The 22,036-nt window shown below is 61.0% G+C and carries 20 protein-coding genes and 1 pseudogene; 18 read left to right on the top strand and 3 right to left on the bottom strand.

What is annotated here, in order from left to right:
• From KHO31_RS29160 to KHO31_RS29135, 6 genes and pseudogenes are all read left to right on the top strand, one after another.
• Positions 1-1,060 (top strand): annotated as a pseudogene (locus KHO31_RS29160) (hypothetical protein); the annotation flags it as partial.
• Positions 1,061-1,064: 4 nt separating this feature from the next.
• Complete coding sequence (locus KHO31_RS29155; RefSeq protein ID WP_211624699.1) at positions 1,065-1,310, top strand: hypothetical protein; 246 nt, start codon at positions 1,065-1,067, stop codon at positions 1,308-1,310.
• A 79-nt stretch (positions 1,311-1,389) separates the two neighbouring features.
• Positions 1,390-2,073, top strand: a complete 684-nt coding sequence (locus tag KHO31_RS29150; protein ID WP_211624697.1) for a hypothetical protein — start codon at positions 1,390-1,392, stop codon at positions 2,071-2,073.
• Positions 2,073-2,339: a hypothetical protein gene (locus tag KHO31_RS29145; RefSeq protein ID WP_211624695.1), complete on the top strand. Its 267-nt coding sequence runs from the start codon at positions 2,073-2,075 to the stop codon at positions 2,337-2,339. Before KHO31_RS29150 ends, KHO31_RS29145 begins: the two co-directional genes overlap by 1 nt.
• Before the next feature lie 178 nt (positions 2,340-2,517).
• The gene (locus tag KHO31_RS29140) at positions 2,518-2,778 is read left to right on the top strand and encodes a hypothetical protein (RefSeq protein ID WP_211624693.1); all 261 of its coding nucleotides are present in this window, start codon (positions 2,518-2,520) and stop codon (positions 2,776-2,778) included.
• A 13-nt stretch (positions 2,779-2,791) separates the two neighbouring features.
• Positions 2,792-3,076, top strand: a complete 285-nt coding sequence (locus KHO31_RS29135; RefSeq protein WP_211624691.1) for a hypothetical protein — start codon at positions 2,792-2,794, stop codon at positions 3,074-3,076.
• A gap of 490 nt (positions 3,077-3,566) precedes the next feature.
• Here KHO31_RS29135 and KHO31_RS29130 read toward each other — a convergent pair whose 3' ends face one another.
• On the bottom strand, positions 3,567-4,268 hold the full coding sequence (locus tag KHO31_RS29130; RefSeq protein WP_201077490.1) for a TetR family transcriptional regulator: 702 nt from the start codon (positions 4,266-4,268) through the stop codon (positions 3,567-3,569).
• A 393-nt stretch (positions 4,269-4,661) separates the two neighbouring features.
• Between KHO31_RS29130 and KHO31_RS29125 the strand changes: the two genes are divergently transcribed.
• From KHO31_RS29125 to KHO31_RS29075, 11 genes are all read left to right on the top strand, one after another.
• On the top strand, positions 4,662-6,269 hold the full coding sequence (locus tag KHO31_RS29125; protein WP_211624689.1) for a 6-hydroxynicotinate reductase: 1,608 nt from the start codon (positions 4,662-4,664) through the stop codon (positions 6,267-6,269).
• A gap of 40 nt (positions 6,270-6,309) precedes the next feature.
• Positions 6,310-7,251: a UPF0280 family protein gene (locus KHO31_RS29120; RefSeq protein ID WP_201085004.1), complete on the top strand. Its 942-nt coding sequence runs from the start codon at positions 6,310-6,312 to the stop codon at positions 7,249-7,251.
• Positions 7,227-7,817 (top strand): amino acid synthesis family protein, encoded by a 591-nt coding sequence (locus KHO31_RS29115; RefSeq protein WP_201077494.1) that lies wholly within the window; start codon positions 7,227-7,229, stop codon positions 7,815-7,817. The genes KHO31_RS29120 and KHO31_RS29115 overlap by 25 nt, the downstream gene beginning before the upstream one ends.
• A gap of 106 nt (positions 7,818-7,923) precedes the next feature.
• Positions 7,924-8,508, top strand: a complete 585-nt coding sequence (locus KHO31_RS29110; RefSeq protein ID WP_201084987.1) for an amino acid synthesis family protein — start codon at positions 7,924-7,926, stop codon at positions 8,506-8,508.
• A gap of 18 nt (positions 8,509-8,526) precedes the next feature.
• Positions 8,527-10,467, top strand: a complete 1,941-nt coding sequence (locus tag KHO31_RS29105) for an ABC transporter permease (RefSeq protein ID WP_211624687.1) — start codon at positions 8,527-8,529, stop codon at positions 10,465-10,467.
• Positions 10,464-11,273: an ABC transporter ATP-binding protein gene (locus KHO31_RS29100; RefSeq protein ID WP_201077501.1), complete on the top strand. Its 810-nt coding sequence runs from the start codon at positions 10,464-10,466 to the stop codon at positions 11,271-11,273. The genes KHO31_RS29105 and KHO31_RS29100 overlap by 4 nt, the downstream gene beginning before the upstream one ends.
• The gene (locus tag KHO31_RS29095; protein WP_201077503.1) at positions 11,270-11,983 is read left to right on the top strand and encodes an ABC transporter ATP-binding protein; all 714 of its coding nucleotides are present in this window, start codon (positions 11,270-11,272) and stop codon (positions 11,981-11,983) included. The genes KHO31_RS29100 and KHO31_RS29095 overlap by 4 nt, the downstream gene beginning before the upstream one ends.
• A gap of 73 nt (positions 11,984-12,056) precedes the next feature.
• Entirely contained in the window at positions 12,057-13,256 is a 1,200-nt protein-coding gene (locus KHO31_RS29090) for an amidohydrolase family protein (RefSeq protein ID WP_201084990.1), read from the top strand.
• 31 nt (positions 13,257-13,287) lie between these two features.
• The gene (locus tag KHO31_RS29085; protein WP_201077514.1) at positions 13,288-13,794 is read left to right on the top strand and encodes a (2Fe-2S)-binding protein; all 507 of its coding nucleotides are present in this window, start codon (positions 13,288-13,290) and stop codon (positions 13,792-13,794) included.
• A complete protein-coding gene (locus KHO31_RS29080; RefSeq protein WP_211620311.1) occupies positions 13,791-17,402 on the top strand; it encodes a molybdopterin cofactor-binding domain-containing protein in 3,612 nt (1,203 codons plus the stop codon). Before KHO31_RS29085 ends, KHO31_RS29080 begins: the two co-directional genes overlap by 4 nt.
• A 143-nt stretch (positions 17,403-17,545) precedes the next feature.
• On the top strand, positions 17,546-18,754 hold the full coding sequence (locus KHO31_RS29075; RefSeq protein ID WP_201084992.1) for an ABC transporter substrate-binding protein: 1,209 nt from the start codon (positions 17,546-17,548) through the stop codon (positions 18,752-18,754).
• A gap of 674 nt (positions 18,755-19,428) precedes the next feature.
• Here KHO31_RS29075 and KHO31_RS29070 read toward each other — a convergent pair.
• On the bottom strand, positions 19,429-19,680 hold the full coding sequence (locus KHO31_RS29070; protein ID WP_115776711.1) for a hypothetical protein: 252 nt from the start codon (positions 19,678-19,680) through the stop codon (positions 19,429-19,431).
• A gap of 295 nt (positions 19,681-19,975) precedes the next feature.
• Between KHO31_RS29070 and KHO31_RS29065 the strand changes: the two genes are divergently transcribed.
• Positions 19,976-20,506 (top strand): DUF6496 domain-containing protein, encoded by a 531-nt coding sequence (locus KHO31_RS29065; RefSeq protein WP_201140209.1) that lies wholly within the window; start codon positions 19,976-19,978, stop codon positions 20,504-20,506.
• A gap of 137 nt (positions 20,507-20,643) precedes the next feature.
• Here KHO31_RS29065 and KHO31_RS29060 read toward each other — a convergent pair whose 3' ends face one another.
• Complete coding sequence (locus KHO31_RS29060; RefSeq protein WP_201077528.1) at positions 20,644-21,972, bottom strand: aspartate aminotransferase family protein; 1,329 nt, start codon at positions 21,970-21,972, stop codon at positions 20,644-20,646.
• Positions 21,973-22,036 lie beyond the last annotated feature (64 nt).

Raw genomic sequence — 22,036 nt, 5'->3', positions numbered from 1 at the left:
CAACATTACCGGGTACAGCGAACGCAGGACCAGCGACCTGACAGGCGCGAGCGCCTTCGATGCTTCTTGGGACGGTGAACAGCAGCGAACCACCGGTATCCAGTACGACGCACTGAATCGCGTGACCGGCGCGCGCGTCTACATCAATAACCAGCTCACCGAAGACTGGGTCTACTTCTACGACACCACCGGCAATCTGGAGACCGCACAGAACCTCAAGACGCCGTGGCTGCGTGGAAACGTTGGACGGGATGCGGCACACCGCGTAACGCGTCAATCCAGCAACGGTTTTTCTGCCGGGATCACCTACGACCCACGCGGCCGCATCACGCGATTCAGATACGACGAGACGGCCGCGCCGGCAAATGGTGGCGTAGCACGCGTTCTCACCGTGAACTATGGCTATGTCGTAAATGGTGAACTGGTCTCCCGTAGCGGCACGGTCGCAACGAACGGCGGCTCACCGGTCTCGATCAGCAGCGACGAGATTGACCAGTGGCTCGATAACTACGAGGCGGGTATCAATCCGGTCGGGCCGCCACCGGGCACGCTCGGATGGGCGCGCTCACTGCTTCGGGCATCGTCGGAGCCGGGGCTCATTCCGATCTGCATCGAATGCATGTTCAATCCCGCACTGAGCTGGGGTTGGGCGATGTCGTCGGACAACGACGACCCGTTCGGTATTATCGGCATCGCCGGCACGATTCGCGGCGCGGTCAATGGGATTGCTAACCTGTGCAAGCCGACCCAGGTTTCCGTTGAGCAATTGATAGCTAATGCAACCAGCCCGCACAACAGCACCGGTCTTTCGAATCTAACACGCGCATGGGATAAGCATTCTGGTCGTCATCCCGACTACTATCCAGCGCTCAAAGGAAATATCACTGAGAAGAACGCCGCAACGGAAAAGTGGTTACGTGATCTTATGAGTAACCCCACAACAATTAGAGATGACTTAGGGCGCGGCGGCATTGATTTTCGCGCGCCGGATGGAACTGGAGCAAGATACAACAGCGGCGGTCAATTTAGTGGCGTACTGAATCCGCGAGAACCAAGGTGAAATTATGAGCAAACTCGAAATAGTCTGGTCCTCGGCCATGCTTGATTATGAAAATCTGACCCTGGAAATATTGCTCGATAGATATCCGGTTGTGAGGGTGAACCAGGAGAGTGGCATCGAAAATCTCGTGGCTGAACTGGGTGGCCCCGAGTCGAACGGAGAGATGGCGCGAAAAATACCCTTAGATGAATTGATCGATGCTTTGATCGACATACGCAAAACTATGCTTGAGCAGGAGCCTGATGGCTGAAAGGCGTCCGGCTTTTCAGCGGTAGAGAAAGGCCCGAGCAATCGCGCCGGCAAACAACCGTGCTGCTCGCGCTCTCACCGTGAACTATGGCGATGCGGTAAATGGTGAGCTGGTATCCCGTAGCGGCACGGTTGCAACGAACGGCGGCTCACCGGTCTCGATCAGCAGCGACGAGATTGACCAGTGGCTCGATAACTACGAGGCGGGTATCAATCCGCTTGGGCCGCCACCGGGCACGCTTGGATGGGCGCGCTCACTGCTTCGGGCATCGTCGGAGCCGGGGCTCATTCCGATCTGCATCGAATGCATGTTCAATCCCGCACTGAGCTGGGGTTGGGCGATGTCGTCGGACAATGACGACCCGTTCGGTATTATCGGTATCGCTGGCACGATTCGCGGCGCGGTTGGCGGGATCGCCAATCTGTGCAAGCCTACGCAGGTCACTAAAGATGAACTGCTGGCGGCAGCGAACAAGCCGTTTAGGGACGGGCAACCTATGTCTGCGGCTGGCAGAGCGGCCACCAAGCACCAGGAATATTTCGGGTTCCGGTCAGCCGAAGATTTGCGTCAGACCTATCGGACCACGGACCAGCTAAACCAATTGGCATCCGACGCGGTGAAAAATGCATTGGATAATGGTGTGCGAACCACTGGTGGAGGGACGGGGCGCTACAAGGATGGATGGGTCTCTTATACCCCGCCTTCAGGCCCCGGTGCACACTTCAGTCCAAACGGTGATTTTGTCGGATTCAGAGGAAAATAATGACTCAACTCTCTTTTGAGTTTTTCAGCGACGTCAACGCTCCGCACGCGTACATCACTGTCTCTATGCTGGAGGATGGCGAGGCATACGATCCTACGAAATTTAACCCCTTCATGGAGCTTGCGGTGGAAAAGGACAACAGTCTGGTCCTTACTGTCTATGAGCACGGCAAGGACCTGTCCTTGACTGTCGAACAGTGGGACGAGATTTCGAGGCGCGCACGCGCCTATCATGCGGAAGTTCTAGCCAGCGGAGAGGACTGGTAACGCGACGGGAGGGATGAAAGTGGAAGGTGCGAGAAATTGCGCCTTTTCATTTTTGCGGCATAGTGGCCGCGACGGCATGGAGCTTCACCGATGATCAGGACTTCCTCGAACTGATGGATCGAATCGTCAAATTGCATCACCTCGCTCGTCAAGCGACCCTCCTTACGCTGGATTTGAGATGAGCAAACTTGAAATTGTCTGGTCGTCTGCTATGGACGAATATGAGGAGTTGACCCTCGAAGTTCTGCTGGACGGTTATCCTGTTGTCCGTGTCAATCAGGAAAATAGGGTGGAGAATCTTGTGGCCGAGTTAGGTGGACCCGAACCGGACGGCTCGATGGCTCGCAAAGTTCGTCTCAGCGAATTGATTCAGGCTTTGATCAAAATTGATCAGTTGATGCATACACCTAAACCGGGAGCGCCAATCGACGATGCCTAATCAAGGATGCGCTATGAAAACTAAGATAGTCGAACGAGTGGAGACCGTTTGGTCATCGGCACCTGACGAATACAACTTTGTGACATTGGAAGTATTGCTAGACAGAAATCCGATTGTTGTCATCAATCGCGAGAAAGGACTGGATAATCTTGAAGTTGAATTATTCGGACCGACCCCGGACGGCACTATGGTCTACAAGTTATCGTTAGACCGCCTGATAAACGCCCTGATAGACGGTCGCAAGGGAATGTTAGAGTCACCTTGGACAGGTCTTCCCGAGGGCGACTCGGGCAAATAGTAGCTTAGTAAAAAATTGCTGCGGCGTGGTGGCCGCCAGTGGTGGTCAGTGCTGCGACGTCACCGCTTGCGTGCGGTGGCGCATTTCACAGTCAATGCTTTCCGCTCGGCGTTGCCGCGTCGCAGAATGTCATCCCACACATCGGGGGCGAGAATGTACAGAGTGTCGGTTGCGATGAGAGAAAGCGCTACATCCTCCGAAACTGCGCGATCCCTGTAGAGATCATCTCAATCAATGAGCGCGCTCGTCAAGTCTGCATAGTCCTTTTGCCGGACCTTCCCGGGCGGTATGTACGATTGAATGGTTCACGCAAGAGCGGCGATGTTGGTGAATCTGCGATGTGCTGCTTGCTCACCTTGGCGGCTTCATTCGCTGCACGTGGAACCTTGAAGCCTATGCTGGTGTCGCGGGCTTGCGGGATAGGAGAGGACGCGGCCGATTTGGTCATGATGCGATTTCCAGCGTGCTCCTGAATCGCCCGACACGCGCTTCAGGCAATCCTGCTCTCATTCATCACAGCCGTTTCAGCCGGCAGCCGCAAGCGTACCGCGCGCAACACCGTATCCTTGATGACCTCGCGCCAATGCACGAGGGCGGCCTTGTCCATCAGGGATTCACCAAGAAACGCGCCCAATGTGTACTGATTGGCGTTATAGAAATAACCGAGCGACGCGATCATCAGGTACACATCACGCGCTTTGACGTCGGTGCGGAAGACGTTTTTCGCCTTGCCGGCGTCAAGTAACTGTTGCACGACCGAAATCGCATAGCCCGAAATCTCCTTCAGCTTTAAAGATTTCTTCGCGTGCTTGCCCTGGTGCAGATTCTCGCTCGACAGCAGCGTGACGAACTCGGGGTGATCCAGGTAGTACTGCCAGACGAATTCGACCATCTGTTCGAGGCCATGCACGGGATCGTCCAGATCGAGATCGAGCTTGCTTTCGGCCTCGTTGAACTGCGTGTAGATCGTCTCCAGGACTTCGACAAACAACTGTTCCTTGCTGCCGAAGTAGTAATAGATCATCCGGTCGTGCGAACGCGCGGCCTTCGAAATGCTTTCGACCCGTCCGCTTGCATAGCCTTGCTTTGCAAAGACCTTGATTGCCGCTTTGAGAATCTTGGCGCGCGTGTCCTGCGCCTGTTTCGCTCGGATGCCGATAGCGCCCGGCTTGCGGGCGGCAGTGGGACTCATGGCGGTCTCGGATCTCTTTGTTAGCGTCAGGTTGAACGGCATGCGTCGTAGCCGCCAAGGCACGCTTAGGTGCGCTTCAGCACGGCGCGCCCTCATCATACAGCCCATATTGCGCGCGACGAAATGCTCTGCACGATCACGTGCTTCGGCGTAGATTGAAGCGTGATTCACGCGGCGTTGCCGCGCCGCAGCATTCAGGTGTCCGCCGGGAAACTCATTGCGCAGTCTATTTTGATCGAGTAGATTTCAAGCAAGTTTGGTGTAGCGGATACTACACGAACGGTGAGTGACCGCAACATGGAAAATCGCGGGTCACACGAAAGTCCCTTAAAACAAGGACGATTCGTCAGCCGGGCAGGACAGATTGTAATGTCGTCGTATGGGAACCCCACCATGACAGAACATACGAAGGTCGATTTCGGTGCGGAGAGCGTCGACGGCGAAACCGCCTCGACGCCGGGTCCGACCGTGCTCGAGAAAGCGGTGCCCCGCAGCGAGCGGATGGCATCGAACAAGATCGAATGCAATGCGTGTCCGGTGTTGTGCCAGATATCGGAAGGCCGCACGGGTGCGTGCGATCGTTATGCGAATGCGGATGGGCGGCTGATTCGTGTCGACCCCGTGGTGTTTCTCTCGCGCACGGCGGGTTCGCCTGGCGCGATCACAAGCAGCGCCGATGCCACGGTCGAATTTGGTGCATCGTCCGAGGTACACGATCCTGCCGCGGAACAGGCGCTGTTCGTCACCGGCATCGGTGCATCGTCCACTTATCCGGACTACAAACCCGCGCCTTTCATCGTTTCCTCAAAGCTCGACGACGTCGACATGATCACCGTCGTCACCGAGGGCATTTTCAGCTACTGCAGTTTCAAGGTGAAGATCGATACCGACCGCTTTCTCGGGCCGGAGCAATCGAACGTGCGTTGTCATGGCGAGATCGTCGGCCATGTGACCACGGCGGAGTATGGCTCGCAGATGCTGAGCCTCGGTGGTGTGCATCATCTGACCGGCGGCAGCAAAAAAGAGGGCCGCGTGACGTGCGACATGATGCTCGCGCTCGGCAACAAGGAAGCAGTGGCGTTGAGCATCGACGGCGGTGCGAGCCTGGTGATTCGCGCGGGTGCGGCGCCGATTGTCGACGGCGTCGAAGAACAGCGTATGCGGGTGGGCTGCGGGTCGGCCACCATCGGCATCTTTGCGAAACAATGGTTCGGTCACGCGGACGAAGTGGTGGTGGTCGACGATCACATCACCGGTGTACTCACGGAACACCAGGCGGGCCGTTGCCTCGGCATGACGCGCTCAGGCGTGAAGATTCGCGGACGTAAATCGACCCCGGGCCGTTATTTTCAGGTGGCGAATCCCGGTACCGGTTGGGGCGGCACCGACATTCATGATCCTCTGGCGATTGTCGAAGGTTTCGATCCCGCCGTGGCGAAACCAGGCATGCGCTTGCTGATGGTGTCGACCACCGGCGAACATGCGCAGTGGTATGAACTCGATCAGGACCTCGTGCCGCGCATCGCAGCCATGCCGGATGCTGTGCGCCGGACGGTCGAACGAATCGGCGAAAACTGCGAGCCGTCGCTTGCGACCGTGCTGTTTCTTGGCGGAGCGGGTGGCAGCCTGCGAGCGGGGGCAACGGAAAACCCGGTCCTGTTGACGCGCGCGATCAAACAGAAACTGGTGAACGTAACGTGCGGCGGAGCGCCGGCCTATGTGTGGCCGGGCGGCGGCATCACCGTGATGGTCGATGTCTCGCGCATGCCCGATCGATCGTTCGGCACTGTGCCAACGCCCGCGATCGTCGCGCCGATCGAATTCACCATGACGTATGACGCGTATCGCGATCTCGGTGGCCATCTCGACGCGGTGCGTTCACTGGAAAGCGTACTGGCGAACGGGCCGGAGCATACGGAAGGGGCACCGCTCGCGCGCAGGACTCTGGCGCGTAATCCCGACAATCCGTGGCCGCCCGCCATGCCGCCGATGCTCGGCTAGCGGCGACAACGTGACCGACACCACGAACGCGACGAACACAATGAACGCAACCCGCACCCAGCTCGACGCGGCCCGCTGGCATTGGCAGCATGGGCCCATCGATCTGATCCTCAGCGCGGACGGTGAAGCATCGGCAGTGCAGGCCGCTTACGATGCGTGCTGGGCGCGTTTCGCCGACGTGTTGCCTGAGTTGGTCGACGAGTTGAAACTGCTTCGGCGACCTGTACCGAGCAACGCCGCTCATAGCGACTGCGCGCTGCAGGGCCCCGTTGCACGTCGCATGTGGAGCGCATGTCATCCTCACCGCGCGCGCTACATCACGCCGATGGCGGCCGTTGCAGGCAGCGTCGCCGACGAATTGATCACGGCATTCGCCCGTGAAGGGATCTCGCGCGCCTTCATCAACAACGGCGGCGACATCGCACTTTACTTGACCGAAGGACAGCAGTACCGCGTGGGCGTGTTCGCCGACCTGGCGGCATTCTCTGGCGCGACGCTGTCAGGCGATCCAGCGTTAGACGCGAACCTGACGCTCGACGCTGCCATGCCGATTCGCGGCGTCGCGACAAGCGGCTGGCGTGGGCGCAGCTTCAGCCTCGGGATCGCCGACAGCGTGACGGTACTCGCCCGCAACGCTGCCACCGCCGATGCCGCCGCGACGGTGATTGCCAACGCCGTCAATCTCGAGCATGCGGGCATCGTGCGCAAGCCGGCCTCGTCGTTGAAGGATGATAGCGATCTCGGCGACATGCTTGTCACCGTCGACGTGCCGTCCTTGCCTCAACCGCTGATCGATTTCGCGCTGGCGCGTGGTGTCGATGCCGCGCAACGCTTACAGGAACAAGGCTTGATCGAAGGCGCCGCGTTATTCCTGCAAGGGCGCGTGCGGGTGGCCGCCGCTACTCATCAGAATGGCGCGTTGTTCAGGAATCGCGCTGAAATAACTACGGAGGCTCCGTGTTCGAAATACGCCGCGTGCTGACGCACGTCGAAGACATTTTCCACGAGTTCGGCCCCGCGCCCGCGCATCCGCTACGGCGCGGCGCGATTGCCGCGGTGATGACGAATCCGTTCGCCGGCCGCTACGAAGCCAGAATCGAACACGCCATGGAAGCGCTCAAGCCGATCGGCTTCGACATGGCGCAACGGCTGCTGGCAGCGATGGCGGTACCGCACGCGTCGATTGAAAGCTACGGCAAGGGCGCAATCGTCGGCTCGCGTGGCGAACTCGAGCATGGCGCGTTGTGGCACGTCCCCGGCGGCTATGCCATGCGCGAATTGCTGGAGAAAAACGGTGTGCCGACCAACGCCATCGTGCCGTCGACCAAGAAAGTCGGCGCGCCTTCCACCGCGCTCGATGTGCCGCTGACACATGTCAATGCGAGCTACGTGCGCAGTCATTTCGATGCGATCGAAGTGCGCGTGCCCGGCGCGCCGGCCGCAGATGAACTGGTATATATCCTTGTGATGAGCACGGGCCAGCGTGTGCATGCGCGCGTCGGCGGGCTGGCGAAGGAGGCGATTGTGGGCAAGGACGGCTTGCGCTGAACGGCGCTGAACCACGTCATTCGCTGAATCATTGAACAGAAGCACTGTGCTCAAGCAACAATCTGAAGCAGTCAGGCAGAACACGCATCGAAACCCGGAGATCGAAATGGCAATCAAGCTTCGCAAGCTGGTCGTGCAGGTCGATGAAACACGCATTGAAATGGGGCAGGCGATCGAACCGCCGGCTCGCCGTGCAGTCGCGATTGCAGTGATCGATAATCCCTATGCCGGCCGCTACGAGGCCAAGCTGGACGCACTGATCGAAGCCGGCGAGGAACTGGGTGCATTGCTCGGCAACAAGTGCGTCGAAGCGTTGGGCATTAAACCGGGCGAAGCACAAAGCTACGGCAAGGCGGCGATCGTCGGCGAAGCGGGCGAACTCGAACATGCTGCCGCAATCCTGCATCCCAAGCTCGGTGCCCCGCTGCGGGTCGCGGTTGAAAAGGGCGCGGCGCTGGTGCCGTCGGCGAAGAAAATGGGTACGCTTGGCACCGCGATCGATGTGCCGCTGGGTCACAAGGACGCCGCCTTCGTGCGCAGTCATTTCGACGCGATCGAGGCGCGGGTGTCGGACGCACCGCGCGCGAATGAAATCGTCGTAGCGGTCGCAGTGACGGCCTCGGGGCGGCCGCTGCCGCGCATCGGCGGCTTACAGGTAAGCGAGATTAAGGGCGAAGACGGTTTGCGCTGAGTTATTTTAAGGGTCGCGATGCTTTCGAATTTGCTGGTACAGCTGGTCAACGGACTCGCCGACGCGTCGACGCTGTTTCTAGTCGCCGCCGGTTTGTCGCTGATCTTCGGCGTGACGCGCATCGTCAACTTCGCGCACGGCTCGTTCTATATGTTCGGCATCTATGTCGCGTATAGCATCGCGAGTCGTTTCGGCCATACGACGGGTGGGTTCTGGCTGTCGGTGCTGGCGGCCGCGTTGGTCGTCGCGGTGCTCGGCGCGCTGGTCGAAATGATCGTGTTACGGCGCATCTACCAGGCACCCGAGTTGTTTCACCTACTGGCGACCTTCGCGCTGGTGCTGATCTTTCGCGACGCCGCGCTGTGGCTGTGGGGCCCGGAAGACCTCTTTGGACCCCGTGCGCCGCATCTGGCAGGCGCAGTCGATTTTCTCGGCCATCCGCTGCCGACCTACGATATCGCGCTGATCGTGATCGGCCCGGTGGTGTTGCTGCTGCTCTGGTATGCGTTGACGCGTACACGTTGGGGTACGCTGGTGCGCGCCGCGACGCAGGATCGCGAGATGCTCGGCGCGCTCGGCATCAATCAGGCGTGGCTGTTCACCGGCGTGTTCTTCGTCGGCGCGTTTCTCGCCGGCTTGGGCGGCGCGCTGCAAGGGCCGCGGATGTCGGCGAATCTGTCGCTGGATCTGGAGACCATCGGCAATGCGTTCGTCGTCGTCGTGGTCGGCGGCATGGGGTCGATTCCGGGTGCGTTCGTCGCGGCGTTGCTGATCGCGGAGATCAAGGCGCTGTGCATCGGCATCGGGCATGTGTCGGTGTTCGGTATCGATCTGTCGTTGAGCCGCTTTACGCTCGTTGCAGAATTCGTCGTGATGGCGGTGGTGCTGGTGGTGCGGCCTTGGGGCTTGCTAGGGAAGGCGAGTGCCGCGGTGCGCGGCATGGCCGCGCCTGAAGCGCCATTGAGGCCCGCGGGCAAGCGCCTGAAGTGGTTGGCGGCGGTCGCTTTGTTGGTGCTGGTGCTTGCGCCGCTTGCGGCCAATGCGTTTCCCTATATGCCGGTGCTGCTGGTTGAAATCCTGATCGCCGTATTGTTTGCGACAAGTCTGCATTTCATCATGGGCCCTGGCGGCATGCACTCGTTCGGCCACGCCGCGTACTTCGGTCTGGGCGCATATGGTGCCGCGCTGTTCCTCAAAGTCCTCAATCTACCGATGGAAGCCGCGTTGCTGCTCGGCCCCTTGCTCGCGGTGGCGGGCGCGCTGGTGTTCGGCTGGTTTTGCGTGCGTCTCTCAGGCGTGTACCTCGCGATGCTGACGCTCGCGTTTGCGCAGATCGTCTGGTCGATCGTGTTCCAGTGGGACGACGTGACGGGCGGCAGTAACGGCATTCTCGGCTTGTGGCCGTCGAACTGGCTGTCGTCGCCGGTGGCTTTTTATTATCTGACGCTCGCCTGCGCGGTGATTGGTGTGTGGCTGTTGCGCAAGATGCTGTTCTCACCGCTTGGCTATGCGATGCGGGCGTCGCGCGATTCGGTGCTGCGCGCCGAGGCGATCGGTATCGACGTGAAACGCGTGCAATGGGCAGCGTTCGTCGTCGCGTCGCTGTTTTGCGGGCTCGCCGGATCGCTTTATGCCTTCTCCAAAGGGACGATTTCACCGGAGGTGATCAGCGTGAGCCGATCGGTGGATGGCCTCGTGATGGTGTTGCTCGGCGGCTTGCAGACGTTGACTGGTCCGATCGTCGGCGCAGCCGTGTTCACCTGGCTGCAGGACACCGTCGCGCGGCAAACCGACTATTGGCAGGCGTTGCTGGGTTTCACCATCCTGCTGCTGGTGATTGCGTTTCCGCAGGGCATCGTCGGTTTCATTCGCGAGCGTTTCGGCGACGATACGGTGGATAAGGCTGAAGAGCGCGCCTCATCGCCATCACAAGGTACCGCGATCAAGGAGGGGCTATGAGCTTGCTGCGCGTCTCCAGCCTCTCCAAATCGTTCGGCGGCCTGAAAGCGGTCGACGATGTCTCCTTCGATCTCGAAGCTGGTCAACTGCTGGCGCTGCTGGGTCCGAATGGCGCGGGCAAGTCGACCTGCTTCAATATGGTCAACGGGCAACTGCAGCCGTCGTCCGGTTCGATCCGTCTCGACGATCATGAACTGGTCGGCAAGCGGCCACGCGATATCTGGCGTCTGGGCGTCGGGCGCACGTTTCAGATTGCCGCGACCTTCAATTCGATGACCGTGCTCGAAAACGTGCAGATGGCCCTGGTCTCGCGTGAACGCAAGACCTTCGGTCTGTGGAAGCCCGCAGGCTCACGCTATGCTGATGAAGCCATGACGCTGCTCGAGCAGGTCGGCATGGGCGCCGACGCAAACCGCGCTTGCGGCGTGCTCGCCTACGGCGACGTCAAGCGTGTTGAGCTCGCTATCGCACTGGCGAACCGCCCGAAGCTGTTGCTGATGGACGAGCCCACTGCCGGTATGGCGCCGAAGGAGCGCAATGAGCTGATGGCGCTGACCAAGCGTCTGGTCACCGAGCACAAGATCGGTGTGCTGTTTACCGAGCACAGCATGGACGTCGTATTCGCGTACGCCGATCGCCTGATCGTCCTCGCGCGTGGCAAGCTGATCGCCGAGGGCGACGCCGAAACGATCCGCAACGACGCACGCGTGCAAGAAGTCTATTTCGGCACCGGCAAGACCTTCCAGCCACGCGCGCCGCTGCATGAAGCGGCAGGCGGTCCTCAAGGACAAGGAGCGCTGCAATGAGCGAGCCGATGCTGAAAGTCTCCGGCCTCAACGCGTTCTATGGCCGCGCGCACATTCTGTTCGACGTCGGTCTCGAAGTCGGCCGCGGCGAAGTCGTCGCCCTGATGGGCCGTAACGGCGCCGGCAAATCGACGACGATGAAAGCGGTGATGGGCTTACTGCCGCGTCGTCAAGGGGAGGTGCGGTTTCGCGGGCAGAACATCACGACCTTGCAGCCCTATCGGATCGCTCGCATGGGGATGGGTTTCGTCCCCGAAGACCGGCGCGTGTTCTCGGATCTGACGGTGATGGAAAACCTCGATACAGGCCGCCAACCGCCACGCGAAGGCGCGCCGCAATGGACGCCGGAAAAGCTGTTCCGCCTGTTCCCCAATCTCGGCGAAATGCCGAAACGTCCCGGCGGCCAGATGAGCGGCGGCGAGCAGCAGATGCTCACGGTCTCACGCACGCTGATGGGCAACCCGTATCTGGTGCTGCTCGACGAACCTTCAGAGGGCGTCGCGCCCGTGATCGTCGAACAGATGGCCAACATGATTCTCGAACTCAAGCGCGAAGGGCTCTCGATTCTGTTGTCTGAACAGAACTTGCATTTCGCCGAGCTGGTCAGCGACCGCGCTTACGTCCTCGAAAAAGGACAGATCCGCTTTAGCGGCACGATCGGCGAACTCGCAAAGAACGAAACAGTGAGGCGCGCTTATCTGAGCGTGTGATTCCATCGATGCATGAAGCGTGCAGCGTGTGCACGCATGCGGCGTCAGGTAGTCGTTGCGAAAGGAGAAGCAGATGGCAGCAGAGACGTTGACAGGCTTGTCGGGCAAGGTCGTGGTAACGAACATCGGTCTGCTGTTATCCGGCGATATCGATCAGCCGATTCTCGATGCGAATACGCTGGTGATCGACGACGGCGTGATCGTCGCGATCGGCAAGGAGAAGGATTGCGACCTCGAAGGCGCGCGGACTATGGTCGATTGCAAAGGCACGGCAGTGGCCCCAGGTCTCATCGACTCTCACGTGCATCCGGTGTTCGGTGACTGGACGCCGCGCCAGAATCAGATGGGCTGGATCGAATCGAATCTGAATGGCGGTGTGACGACGATGATTTCCGCCGGCGAAGTGCATTTGCCCGGCCGCCCGAAAGACGTAGTCGGCGTGAAGGCGCTTGCCATTACCGCGCAACGCTCGTTTGAAGGCATGCGCGGGGCGGGTGTCGGTGGCGGCGTAAAAGTCATGGCGGGTGCGCCGGTGATCGAGAAGGGCATGGTCGAGGAGGACTTCAAGGAGCTCTCGGAAGCCGGCGTGAAGCTGCTCGGCGAAGTCGGTCTCGGCAGTGTGAAGGGCGGCGAGGAAGCCGCGCAGATGGTCGCGTGGGCACGCAAGTACGGCATTCAAAGCACGATTCACACGGGCGGCCCATCGATTCCGGGTTCGGGTCTGATCGATAGAGACGTGGTGCTCGCCGCCGACGCGGACGTGATCGGTCACATCAATGGCGGCCATACGTCACTTTCCTATCGGCACGTATGCGATCTGTGCGAGCAATCGAGCCGCGCGCTGGAGATCGTTCACAACGGCAACGAACGGATCGCGCTGCTCACCGCACGTCATGCGATCGAATTGAAGTGTCCGCATCGAATCATTCTCGGCACCGATAGCCCGGCGGGTTCCGGCGTGCAGCCGCTCGGCATTCTACGGATGATCGCGCTGATCTCCAGCCTCGCCGACATCCCTGCTGAAATCGCCTTCTGCTTTGCGACCGGCAACACCGCGCGGCAACGCAATTTGCGCCAGGGTTTGATCGAAGTGGGCCGTCCCGCCGACCTCGTGTTCATGGACCGCGCACAGCACACGGCCGCCGATACGCTGCTGGAAAGCGTGCAGCTCGGCGATATTCCCGGCGTCGGCATGGTGATGATCGACGGGTTGATCCGCTGCCGGCGCAGCCGCAATACACCACCGGCGACCGAAGTGCCGGTGGTGCTTTGAGCGCGCGCTGCGCGGCGTGGCCGGTATTGTTATGAACCGCCCGGCGCCACTGACGCTGCACGTCAACGGTGCGACGCATCGTGTCATCGCCGCCTCCGACACGCCGCTGCTCTATCTGTTGCGTAACGACCTGGCGTTGAACGGTCCGAAATTCGGCTGTGGCCTCGGCGAATGCGGCGCATGTACGGTGTTGCTCGACGGCATGCCGACACGTTCGTGCGTCACGACCGCGCAGGTTGCATTGGGGCGTGAGATCACCACGCTCGAAGGACTGGGCACGCGTAACGCGCTGCATCCCGTGCAGCAAGCCTTTATCGAAGAACAGGCCGCGCAGTGCGGCTATTGCCTGAATGGCATGATCATGACCGCCAAAGCGTTGCTCGATCGCGATCCGCATCCGAGTGTCGAGACGATTCGGCGGGAGTTGTCGCGCAATCTCTGCCGTTGCGGCACGCATGTCGAGATCGTGCGGGCGGTGCAGCGCGCGGCTGAATTGCTTGCCGCGCAAACATCCTTGCACCCAGGAGTGCGCGTATGACGGGGCCGGATTTCAGCGTCGATCGACGTTCCGCGCCGCAGTCGCGGCAGCAGCTCTATGACGCGCAGAATGTGCTCATCATCACGCGGCCGCCGCAAGCGCCGGTGACGCCGGCGATCGGTCAGCCGGGATCGCGCTCGTCGTTTGTGCCGACCGAGGCGGACATGTTTCTCGTGGTGCGCGACGACGGTGGGGTGGTGGCGTTCAACGGTCACGTCGATCTCGGAACCGGCATCGGCACGGCGCTCGCGCAGATCGTCGCGGAGGAACTGGATGTGCCGTTGACGCGCGTGTCGGTCGTGCTCGGCCACACCAGTGAAGCGCCGAATCAAGGGCCGACGATTGCAAGCGCAACGATTCAGATATCGGCAGTGCCGTTACGGCATGCAGCGGCGCAAGCGCGCCAATTTCTGCTGGCGGAAGCGGCGGTGCGATTGAACGTAAGCGCAGGGCAACTCGATGTGCGAGACGGCGTGGTTTTTGCGCGAGACGGCGGGACGGAAAAAAGCATTAGCTACGGTGAATTGATCACCGGGCGGCGCATCGAATTGACGCTCTCCACCGATGCTCCTTTGAAATCGCCAGACGCATACAGGATTGTCGGCAGGAGCGCGCCGCGCGTCGATATCCCGGGCAAAGCAACCGCGGAATTGAGCTTTGTGCATGACGTACGTGTGCCGGGCATGCTGCACGGGCGCGTCGTCCGTCCACCGTATGCCGGTGTGGCGCAGGGCGACTTCATGGGCAACAGTCTGCTGCATGTCGATGAAGCTTCGATCAGCGATTTGCCCGGCATCGTCAAGGTGGTGGTGATTCGCGATTTCGTCGGCATCGTGGCTGAGCGCGAAGAGATCGCACAGCAGGCGGTGAAGCGCTTGAATGTGCAGTGGAAAGCCGTGGAGGGTTTGCCGCCGCTCGAGACCAGCGAGGAGGTGGAAGCCGCGCTAAGAGCCAATCCGGCCAAACGACGCGATCTGGTGATCGAGGGCGATATCGACGCCGCACTCGCGCAAGACCCTGCTCGAACGCTGGAACGCACCTACGTATGGCCGTTTCAGATGCATGCGTCGATCGGGCCGTCGTGCGCAGTGGCCGACTACCGGGATGCGAAACTGAAAGTCTGGTCGGGCACGCAGAATCCGCATTCGTTGCGTGCCGATCTCGCCTTGCTGATGGCACTGGATGAAGCACACATCGAAATCGTGCGTATGGAGGCGGCGGGGTGCTATGGCCGCAATTGCGCGGACGATGTCGCCGCCGACGCTGCACTGCTATCGCGCGCAACCGGCAGTCCAGTGCGCGTGCAACTATCGCGCGAAGACGAGCATGCATGGGAGCCCAAGGGCGCCGCGCAATTGATGGATGTGCGAGGCGCTTTAGGCGTGGAGGGCGAGCTCGCGGCGTACGATTTCACAACGCGCTATCCATCGAACGACGCCCCCACGTTAGCGCTGCTGCTCACCGACACCATCTCTGCGCAGCCGCAAGTATTCGAAATGGGCGACCGCACGTCCGTACCGCCGTACGACTACCGGACCATGCGCATTGTCTGCGACGACACGCCGCCGATCGTGCGCGCATCGTGGTTACGGGGCGTGTCGGCGTTGCCGAACACCTTCGCGCACGAGTCCTTCATCGACGAACTCGCGGCGGAAGCGGGCGTCGATCCCATTGAGTTTCGGCTGAAGCATCTCACTGACCCGCGTGCGATCGATCTCGTCAAGGCAGTGGCTGAGAAAGCGGGCTGGGAGCCTCGCAATATTGCATTGAAGGATGCTGAGGATGAGGGCGATATTCTGCGCGGAAGAGGCTTCGCCTACGCCCGTTACGTGCACAGCAAATTTCCCGGCTTCGGCGCCGCATGGTCCGCGTGGGTGGCCGACGTCGAGGTCAACCGCAGAAGTGGCGAGCTTGCCGTGACGCGCGTGGTGGTCGGCCAGGACACCGGCACGATGGTGAATCCTGACGGCGTACGTCATCAAATTCACGGCAATGTGATTCAGGCGACCAGCCGTGCTCTGAAAGAGCGCGTGACGTTCGGCGAGAACGCGGTCACGAGTCAGGAGTGGGGCGCGTATCCGATCCTGACGTTCCGTGAAGTGCCGGTGATCGAAGTAGTGATGATGCCGCGTCACGGCGAGCCACCGATGGGCACTGGCGAATCGGCGTCGCTGCCTGGCGCCGCGGCGATTGCCAACGCGCTGTATGACGCGACAGGTGTGCGTTTTCGCAGGCCGCCGTTCACGCCGGAGACGATTCGCGCCGCGCTCGCCGATGCGCAAGCGGAAGAAGCGGCGGCGCGCAAAAAGAGGCGCTGGCGGCTCGGCTTTCTCGGCGTTTTCGCCGCGGGTGCGGCCGGCTGGCTAGGCGCGTTGGCTTTGACGCCACAAGCCATTGCACCGATCACGCCACCGCTTGCGAGCGCGTTCGCGCCCGATCTGGTGGCGCGCGGCAAACTGCTGGCGTCGCTGGGCAATTGCGCGGTTTGCCATACCGCGCAAAACGGCGTACCGAATGCGGGCGGCAAACCGCTCGATACGCCGTTCGGCACCGTCTACAGCACCAACATCACGCCCGATGGACAGACGGGCATCGGCACATGGTCGCTCGAAGCATTCGTGCGGGCGATGCGCCAGGGTATTAGCCGCGACGGGCATCGTCTGTATCCTGTGTTTCCCTACACGTCGTTCAGGAACACGTCCGACGACGATCTGAAAGCGCTCTACGCGTACCTGATGGCGCAAACACCGGTGCGTTCCAGGCCGCCGGAAACGAAGCTGGCCTATCCGTTCAGCGTGCGTCCGTTGATGGCCGCATGGAACGGGCTCTTCCTCGGACGCAATACGTTCACCGCCAGCGCGACGCAAAGTGAGCAATGGAATCGGGGGGCGTATCTCGTGAACGGCCTCGGCCATTGCAGCGCATGCCATACCCCGCGCAATGCATTCGGCGCCGAGAAAACCGGTACCGCATTCATGGGCGGCGGTATGGCGGAAGGGTGGGAGGCGCCCGCGTTGTCGACGCTTTCCAACGCACCCGTGCCCTGGAGCGAAGACGAATTGTTCAGCTATTTGCGCTACGGTCACGCGCCGCTGCATGGTGTCGCGGCCGGGCCAATGGCGCCCGTCGTCAGCGATCTGGCGGCGCTGCCCGACAGCGACATTCGCGCGATGGCCACGTATCTGGCGTCTTTGAATCCCCAGGAACCCAACGCGGATCCTGCGGCGATGGCGCGTCAATACGAGCAGGCCAGCACCATTACGACTACGACAACAGGCCTCGGTGCACGTCTCTTCGACGGCGCGTGTGCTGCCTGCCATCACACTGGCAGCGGGCCGCAATTGTTCGGTGCGCATCCGTCACTGGCGCTTAACACGAATCTGCACAGCACGACGCCTGATAATCTGATTCGCGTGATTCTCGATGGTATCGGCTCGCCTGCGCGCCCCGAACTCGGTACGATGCCGGCTTACCGGGACAGTTTCAATGATGCCCAGGTCGCCGAGCTCGTGTCATACCTGCGTCAGCAATTTGCCGGCGGCAAGCCGGCATGGCAGGACGTCACGGCGAGCGTCGCCAGAATCCGCGCGACGCCGCGGGCAGAGTGAAATCGCCAATCGCATTGCAGCACGGTTTGCAGCATCACTCGCAGGACCACTCGCAACACGGCTCGCTGAACGAACCGCGAGACGCTTGAACGCTTGATAAGAACGACCGCATTCCCGCAATCCTTTTGATAACGGAGAAACGCATGACCCCGCGCGCAGGATGGATCTCTCGCCTTACGGTTTCAACGGTTCTGTCGCTTGCTGCCTTTGGCGCGAGCGCACAGCAGACCATCAAGATCGGCGAAATCAACAGCTATAAGGCGCAGCCCGCCTTTCTCGGGCCTTACAAGAACGGCTGGAATCTCGCGCTTGAGCAGGTGAATGCGTCGGGCGGCGTGCTTGGCAAACAGCTCGAAGTGGTGTCGCGCGATGACAACGGCAATCCGGGCGACACGATCCGCGTCGCGCAGGAGTTGATTGCACGCGAGCAGGTGCAACTGCTATTCGGCGGTTTCCTGTCGAACACAGGTCTTGCGCTGACCGACTTCGCGAAGCAGAAGAAGATTTTCTTCCTCGCGGCCGAGCCGTTGACTGACAAGATCGTTTGGGCGGATGGCAACAAATACACGTACCGTCTGCGTCCTTCGACGTATATGCAGGTGGCGATGCTGGTGCCGGAGGCGGTGAAGCTGAAGAAGAAGCGCTGGGCGCTCGTGTATCCGAACTACGAGTACGGACAATCGGCGGTGGCGACGTTCAAGAAGCTGATGATGGCGGCGCAACCCGACGTGCAGTTTGTTGCCGAACAGGCGACGCCGCTGGGCAATGTCGATGCGGGCGCAGTATCGCAGGCGATTGCCGACGCGAAGCCGGATGCGATTTTCAACGTGCTGTTCGGCGCCGATCTTGGCAAGTTTGTGCGCGAGGGCAATACGCGCGGTTTGTTCAAGGACCGCAGCGTGGTCTCGTTGTTGACGGGCGAGCCGGATTATCTCGATCCGTTGGGGGCGGAGGCGCCGACTGGCTGGATCGTGACGGGCTACCCGTGGTATTCGATCGATACGGCGGCGAACAAGAAGTTTGTCGATGCGTACCAGGCGAAGTATCACGACTATCCGCGGCTTGGATCGGTGGTTGGGTATTCGGCGTTGATGTCGATTGCGGCTGGGATCAAGAAGGCAGGGTCTACGGATCCGGATAAGCTCGCTGCTGCGTTCAAGGGACTTGGGGTGGAGACGCCCTTCGGGCCGATTACTTATCGGGCTCAGGACAATCAGTCGACGATGGGGGCCTTTGTTGGTGTGACTGGCCTCAAGGACGGCAAGGGTGTGATGACTTCCTATCGGTATATTGACGGCGCTAGTGTGCAGCCGTCTGATGCGGAGGTTCAGAAGTTGAGGCCTGCTGAATAAAGTGCGGTTTTTGCCTGCTCGGCGCTTGTTGTCTGTGCGCCTGGGGTGTTGGCCTTTCCTTGATTTGTTATTGGTTTATTAGCGTTGCCCCTGTGCGGGGCGGCACCTACTTCTCTTTGCTGCTGCAAAGAGAAGTAGGCAAGAGAAAGCAGCTCAAACCGCTAATTCTTAAGTGGGTCCCCCGCACAGCCACGGTAGTGGAACATCTGGAATCGGTGTCCTCGCACATTCGGCGTGAGTGACAAGGCAGTCATACTTCCGACGGCGCTGCGCGCGCCGACGGGCATTTCATAAAACCGGGCACTACGGTTCGCGCTCGCGCTCCATTCGGCGCTTCGCCTGGCCCCCACCGCCGGCAAGCGAAGCCCCCTGGTTTCCCTCGCAGACCCGTCCGCGACGCACGCAGTGCGGAGTGGGCGCTGATGAGCCCCTTGTCACTAATGCTGAAGGTGCGAGGGCACCGATTCCAGATGCACCACTACCGTAACTGTGCGGGGGACCCACTTATGAGCTGGCGGTTTGAGCTGCTTTCTTTTGCCTACTTTTCTTTGCAGCAGGCAAAGAAAAGTAGGTGCCTGCCCCGCACAGGGGCAACGCTAATAAACCAATAACAAATCAAGGAAAGGCCAACACCCCAGGCGCACAGACAACAAGCGCCACGCAGGCAAAAAAACCTACTCCTCCGCATCATGCTCAATCACAAACCGCCTCAAATAAGCCAGCACAGCGGCTTCAACAGCCCGATGATCCGCAGTACTCTTCGACCCCGAATTCTCCTCATCGCCAAACAACGTGGACGGCGCATTATGCACATCCACTTCCTGGCCTTCGCGAAACACGCGAATCTCGTGAACGTCTTCGGCGTATTCGGCAATCCAATGCACGCCTTCGATATGCGCGCCCGCGCGAACGGTAGGTATCTTCATGGACGTCTCCCGTCAGGTCGGACCACGGCGCCAACCCTTGCCATCACCATACGCCGTCCACACGCCCGGCGCGAGCGTTGTAGGGCAATTTCCTGAAGTTTCGCTGCGCCGCAACGAGCGCGCCTGAAGTTCGGCCATGCCATCGGCAGTGCCCTCGCAAACGCCCGCGCCACATCAAAAAGAATGCCGACATCGCTGGTAGACGGCCTATCTGGCCACGTCCGCCCTCGCGACGAACACCTCCGGCACACGCGTTGCTGCATGCACAAAGCCAACAGCTATCCGGAGAACCGTCATGCCCGAACAGAAAACGATCAAGCGAGCCCAAGCCGACAAGCGTGCCGGCAAGGCACCGAGTACCCAGGCCGGGGAATTCGTCAAGGAACAGGTCGATAAGGTGCGCGCCGGCAAGCACGGCGTCAGATCGGCCAAGCAGGCGATTGCAATCGGCCTGTCGGAAGCGCGTCGCGCAGGCGTTGCCGTGAAGTCGCCGAAGAAGGGCGCAGCGAGCGAGGCAATGCGGAAGAAAGCGGAGGAGGACAATGCCGCGGGCCAACACAAGAGCACGGCAAAGAAGAGTACGAGCAGCGAGTCGACAGCTAAGCGCTCGCGCGCCGCAACCAATGCGTTGAAGCGTGAAAGCACCGCCGGTGTATCGCGCACCGCAATGTCGAAGCAGGCGAAGTCGGCAGCGGCCAAGCGTCCGGCGGCCAGCCGCTCGGCAGCAGCGAAAAAGGCCGCTGCGACGAAGGGAGCTTCAGGCCGCTCGGCCGCAGCGAAGAAGGCCGCGCACACGAGGGCCTCGCGCTCGCATCACCAACGCTAGCGCTCAAGAGGGGCGCAGGAAACTGAGCGCGGCGCACGCTGACCACGCGCGAGCGGGACGGCGGGCGCTGCCGCTCCATTCGCGTGGGTGGAAATGCGGTGCGCATAATCGATGCACGCCGCATTTTTCCGACAGTTTTACTGCACCGTCGCCAGCACGTCGCCCACGGTCTTGAAGATGTGCGCAATCTGCTCTTCGTCGATGATGAGCGGCGGCGAGAACGCGAGGATGTCGCCGGTAAAGCGCACCAGCACGCCCGCCTCGAAGCACTTCACGAACGCTTCGTAAGCACGCGCGCCCGGCGCGCCGTCGCGCGACTCGAGTTCGACCCCGGCAATCATGCCGAGGTTGCGAACGTCCTTCACATGCTTCGCGCCGCGCAGCGAGTGGGCGGCGGCTTCGAACTTCGGCGCCATCGTCGCCGCGCGCTCGAACAGGCCTTCGCGGCGATACAGATCGAGCGTCGCAACCGCGGCAGCGGCCGCAGCCGGGTGGGCCGTATACGTGTAGCCGTGGAACAGCTCGATCGCGCCCTGTGCGCCGCTGTTGACAATCGTGTCGTGGATCGTGCGGCTGGCGGCCACTGCGCCCATCGGGATCGCAGCGTTGTTGATGGCCTTGGCCATCGTGATCAGGTCCGGCGTCACGCCGAAGTATTCGCTCGCCGTCGCCTTGCCGATGCGGCCGAAAGCGGTAATCACTTCGTCGAAAATCAGCAGGATGCCGTGCTTCGTGCAGATCTCACGCAGCTTCTGCAGATAGCCTTGCGGCGGAATCAGCACGCCCGTCGAGCCGGCCACCGGTTCGACGATCACGGCGGCGATCGTCGACGCGTCGTGCAGCGCGACGATGCGCTCGAGTTCGTCGGCGAGATGCGCGCCCCAGGCGGGCTGGCCCTTCGTAAACGCGTTGTGTTCGAGGTTATGCGTGTGCGGCAGATGATCGACCGCCGGCAGCAGCGCGCCGGAGAACGTCTTGCGGTTCGGTGCGATGCCGCCGACCGAGATGCCGCCGAAGCCCACGCCGTGATAGCCGCGCTCGCGGCCGATCAGACGCGTACGCTGGCCTTCGCCGCGCGAACGGTGATACGCCAGCGCGATTTTCAGGGCGGTGTCGACCGATTCCGAGCCGGAGTTCGTGAAGAAGATGCGGTCGAGGCCGTCCGGCATCAATTCGGCGACTTTCGTGGCCGCTTCGAATGCCAACGGGTGGCCCATCTGGAAGGTCGGCGCGAAATCGAGCGTGGACAGTTGCTGGGTGATCGCGGCGACGATTTCGTCGCGGCCGTGGCCGGCGTTCACGCACCAGAGGCCGGCGCAGCCGTCGAGCACTTCACGCCCGTCCGTGGTGCGGTAGTACATACCCTTGGCCGATTCCAGCAGGCGCGGCGCGGCCTTGAACTGACGGTTGGCGGTGAAGGGCATCCAGAAAGACGACAGGTCGTCGATGACGGGGCGCGAAGTCATGGTTTTCTCCTCGAAGTGGTAGCGAAACTGTAGCGTCCGCGGTTTAATGGCGGCATAAACAGTT

The sequence above is a fragment of the Paraburkholderia domus genome (assembly GCF_905220705.1).
Taxonomy (GTDB): Bacteria; Pseudomonadota; Gammaproteobacteria; order Burkholderiales; family Burkholderiaceae; genus Paraburkholderia; species Paraburkholderia domus.
This window is presented reverse-complemented; position numbering and strand designations above follow the sequence as displayed.

Bases quoted from the DNA above. Each gene is read 5' to 3' on its own strand.
- KHO31_RS29100 (WP_201077501.1), top strand. From the start codon at position 10,464: ATGAGCTTGCTGCGCGTCTCCAGCCTCTCCAAATCGTTCGGCGGCCTG.
- KHO31_RS29075 (WP_201084992.1), top strand. From the start codon at position 17,546: ATGACCCCGCGCGCAGGATGGATCTCTCGCCTTACGGTTTCAACGGTT.
- KHO31_RS29105 (WP_211624687.1), top strand. From the start codon at position 8,527: ATGCTTTCGAATTTGCTGGTACAGCTGGTCAACGGACTCGCCGACGCG.
- KHO31_RS29125 (WP_211624689.1), top strand. From the start codon at position 4,662: ATGACAGAACATACGAAGGTCGATTTCGGTGCGGAGAGCGTCGACGGC.
- KHO31_RS29110 (WP_201084987.1), top strand. From the start codon at position 7,924: ATGGCAATCAAGCTTCGCAAGCTGGTCGTGCAGGTCGATGAAACACGC.
- KHO31_RS29155 (WP_211624699.1), top strand. From the start codon at position 1,065: ATGAGCAAACTCGAAATAGTCTGGTCCTCGGCCATGCTTGATTATGAA.
- KHO31_RS29145 (WP_211624695.1), top strand. From the start codon at position 2,073: ATGACTCAACTCTCTTTTGAGTTTTTCAGCGACGTCAACGCTCCGCAC.
- KHO31_RS29070 (WP_115776711.1), bottom strand. From the start codon at position 19,680: ATGAAGATACCTACCGTTCGCGCGGGCGCGCATATCGAAGGCGTGCAT.
- KHO31_RS29095 (WP_201077503.1), top strand. From the start codon at position 11,270: ATGAGCGAGCCGATGCTGAAAGTCTCCGGCCTCAACGCGTTCTATGGC.
- KHO31_RS29085 (WP_201077514.1), top strand. From the start codon at position 13,288: ATGAACCGCCCGGCGCCACTGACGCTGCACGTCAACGGTGCGACGCAT.
- KHO31_RS29080 (WP_211620311.1), top strand. From the start codon at position 13,791: ATGACGGGGCCGGATTTCAGCGTCGATCGACGTTCCGCGCCGCAGTCG.
- KHO31_RS29060 (WP_201077528.1), bottom strand. From the start codon at position 21,972: ATGACTTCGCGCCCCGTCATCGACGACCTGTCGTCTTTCTGGATGCCC.
- KHO31_RS29140 (WP_211624693.1), top strand. From the start codon at position 2,518: ATGAGCAAACTTGAAATTGTCTGGTCGTCTGCTATGGACGAATATGAG.
- KHO31_RS29130 (WP_201077490.1), bottom strand. From the start codon at position 4,268: ATGAGTCCCACTGCCGCCCGCAAGCCGGGCGCTATCGGCATCCGAGCG.
- KHO31_RS29135 (WP_211624691.1), top strand. From the start codon at position 2,792: ATGAAAACTAAGATAGTCGAACGAGTGGAGACCGTTTGGTCATCGGCA.
- KHO31_RS29120 (WP_201085004.1), top strand. From the start codon at position 6,310: ATGAACGCAACCCGCACCCAGCTCGACGCGGCCCGCTGGCATTGGCAG.
- KHO31_RS29065 (WP_201140209.1), top strand. From the start codon at position 19,976: ATGCCCGAACAGAAAACGATCAAGCGAGCCCAAGCCGACAAGCGTGCC.
- KHO31_RS29090 (WP_201084990.1), top strand. From the start codon at position 12,057: ATGGCAGCAGAGACGTTGACAGGCTTGTCGGGCAAGGTCGTGGTAACG.